This window comes from Skermanella sp. (genome assembly GCF_059503625.1).
This window is the reverse complement of sequence record NZ_JCACHA010000891.1, coordinates 5,046-7,783: the sequence shown is the minus strand read 5'-3', so window position 1 is coordinate 7,783 and position 2,738 is coordinate 5,046. Positions and strand designations below refer to the sequence as shown.

General features: G+C 67.4%; 3 protein-coding genes. All 3 read right to left on the bottom strand.

What is annotated here, in order from left to right; genetic code table 11:
• On the bottom strand, nucleotides 1–594 hold a 594-nt coding region (terL, locus tag AC5JJ6_RS32465; protein WP_496046010.1), incomplete at its 3' end, for a phage terminase large subunit.
• A gap of 3 nt (nucleotides 595–597) precedes the next feature.
• Nucleotides 598–948: a hypothetical protein gene (locus AC5JJ6_RS32460; RefSeq protein ID WP_496046009.1), complete on the bottom strand. Its 351-nt coding sequence runs from the start codon at nucleotides 946–948 to the stop codon at nucleotides 598–600.
• A 31-nt stretch (nucleotides 949–979) separates the two neighbouring features.
• On the bottom strand, nucleotides 980–2,738 hold a 1,759-nt coding region (locus tag AC5JJ6_RS32455; RefSeq protein WP_496046008.1), incomplete at its 5' end, for a glycosyl hydrolase family 28-related protein.

Sequence of the window (2,738 nt, the reverse complement as noted above, 5' to 3'; positions counted from 1 at the left end):
ATAGATGGTGTAGTAGGTGTGAAGCGTCCCAACGTAGAGCTGCATGCCGCCGGGCACGATGATGTAGTCGATCTCGCTCAGCCGTGCCCGAAGGTCCTCCCGTTTCGGCGCGGTATCGCAGGTTCTCGGCACTTCCACGTCGTCGCAGATCACGACGTCGGCGCGGCTGCCGGTCAGGTTGGCCCCCATCCCGCGCGCCAGCATGCTGGGATCGCGCAGTTCCATCTGGCGGTTGACGGTGAACTGCTCGGCAGCCCACTGGTCGGCGCGGTCGGGCTTCAGGCCCTGCGTCTCCGGGTGGCGCTCGATGATCCGCTTGACGGTACGGACCATCTTCTTCGCCAGCGCCAGATCGGCCGACAGTACCATGATCCGGAGCGAGGGGTTGGTCTTCAGCAGCCAGGCGGCGAACAGCCCGACCACGGTCGATTTTCCGCTGTTCCGGAAGGCCATCAGCAGGAGCCGCCGGTCCCGGCCGTGCCAGCCGGCGGACAGCCAGTCGGCGATTTCCAGATGGTGGACCGGGTCCTTCAGGTCCTGCACGGTGTTCCAGAGAACGAGGAAGTTTCTGAAGCTTCCAAACTCGCTCTCCACCTCCTAGTCCTCTTCCGAAGGATTGGCCTCGTCCAGTGGATCGGGACCGTCCAGCAAGGCGATCCGGGCGCGGGCACGGTCGTAGATCTCGGCATACTCGTCGGCCCTCGATGTGGTACCCGCCCCCGGTTTCGGCGCCACGGCCGCAGCGACCAGCCGCTGAAGCTGGTAAAGGGCGGTCAGGTGGCCGACAGCCGCCTTGCAGGCGGTCTGGAAGGCCCCGAACTCCTTGGCGTCTCCGCCGTCCGGCGGGATGCTGGAGAAGATTTCGTATGCCCCGATGGCGCGTCGCGCCGCCGCCGGCAGGATCACCGACAGCAGGTCGGCGGACACCTCCCGCTCGCATTCAGACATGGATCGTTCCTTTTCTTCACAGGTTTGCCGTTCATGGATTTCTGGCCAGGATGTGCCAAGCCGCACCGTTGGACAGGGCGGTGACCGCGTGGCCCTTCGCGCTCAGTACGATGGCCTCGCCGTCGGGACCGCCGCCGCCGCTCTGGGTGACGGTCACCGCATTGGCGCTGACATCGGATTTCTTGATCGTCACGGTCCGGCCGACCGCCAGCGTGGCGGACGGACTGGGCAGCCTCACTTCGGTCGCCCCGCCATAGGCGCTGACCAGATAGAAGTTGCGGCTCAGGTCCGGCTCGAAGAGGGTGCCGCCCTCGAAGAAGCCGGCATTGCCGGGCAGCATGTGGGCGGCCGTGATCCACCACGCCGCCCCGTTGGAAACGACGGTGACGAAGTCGTAGCGGCTGCCCAGCGGAAACGGCCTGCCGTCCGGACCGGAGCCGGAAGCATCCGTCACCGTCACGGCATTGCCGCTCAGGTCCATCTTCTTGATCGTCAGCGCCCGCCCCTCGGCATTGCCGGGCGCCGGCAGCCGGAACTCGACCGGCCCGTTGAAGGCGCTGACCAGATGGACCGACCGGGTCATGTCGGGCACGACCACGCCACCCGCCGCCGGATCGACGAAGCGGGTCTCGTACCGCATCGCCTCCACCGTCAGGTCGGTGACCTTGGTCGGCTTCAGGTAGTTCTTGGCCGGATAGCCGGCGTTGTAGGCGGTGAACTGGCCGCCCGACTGGTCCCAGATCGCCGGCCCGCCGCTGGCCGAGAACAGGTTGGTGATCGATGTCTCCTGCAAACCGGCCTCCAGGTAGACGTTCGGCACGCCGCCGACCGACTCGGTGTAGAGGTTGACCAGCAGGTTCTTGTCGGTGTCCGGCCCGATCCGGAAGCAGGTATGGGCCGTGGTCGAAAGGTTGGCCTCGCAATCGACGAAGGCGTTGTTGAACCGCCCGTGCTGGACGTAGAAGCCCGATCCGGTGCTGGGCACCCCCAGCGAATAGACCCGGACGCAGTGGAACTTGTTGGCGTTGGGCGTATCCCCGGCGCCCGTCCGCACGAGATGGACGCCGTGCAGGGTATGCCGAACCACCAGCACGCGGGCGAAGTTGTTCCAGTAGCAGGGCCGGTCGGGGTTGTCGCCGCCGTCCAGCACGACGCCCGTTTCAGTATCCCAGACGACGATGTCGTGGACGGCGTTCTGGACGCATGGCCCGTCGCGCCCGGTCAGCTTGATCCCGACCCTCCCCTGCTCGATCCGCAGGTGATGCAGGCTGGCGTAGCTGTCCGGCAGCAGGATCACCGGGAAGCCGCCACCATCCGCCCGGATGATCGATCCCGCTCCAGATCCGTAGAGGCTCTGACCGTAGCCGACCGGCAGGGTCGCGGTGACCCGGTAGACGCCGGGCGGCACGAACACCGCCGTCGCTGCAGTCAGCGCCGCCTGGATCGCCAACGTGTCGTCGGCGATGCCGTCGCCGACGGCGCCGAAGTCCCGGACCGAGGCGACATCCGCCAGCTTGTCGCGGATCGACCGGCGCACCGCACCGGTTCCCGGCCCGACGAAGCTGCTCAGCCCCTCGCTATCGACCGCCGGCGTCACCGTCGGGTTGCCGCCGCCGTCGAACGCCAGCAACTGGTTCGCCCGCGCCGCCCTTCCGGGCAGCAGGGACGATGCCGGCAGGTCGGTCGGGGCGTAGTGCAGCGCCGTCAGCGCGTCGTCGGCAAGCTGCTGCACGCAGGCCGTCAGGTAGTCGTACTCGTCGTTGAGCGAGCGGGCCGGCAAGGCTCCGCTC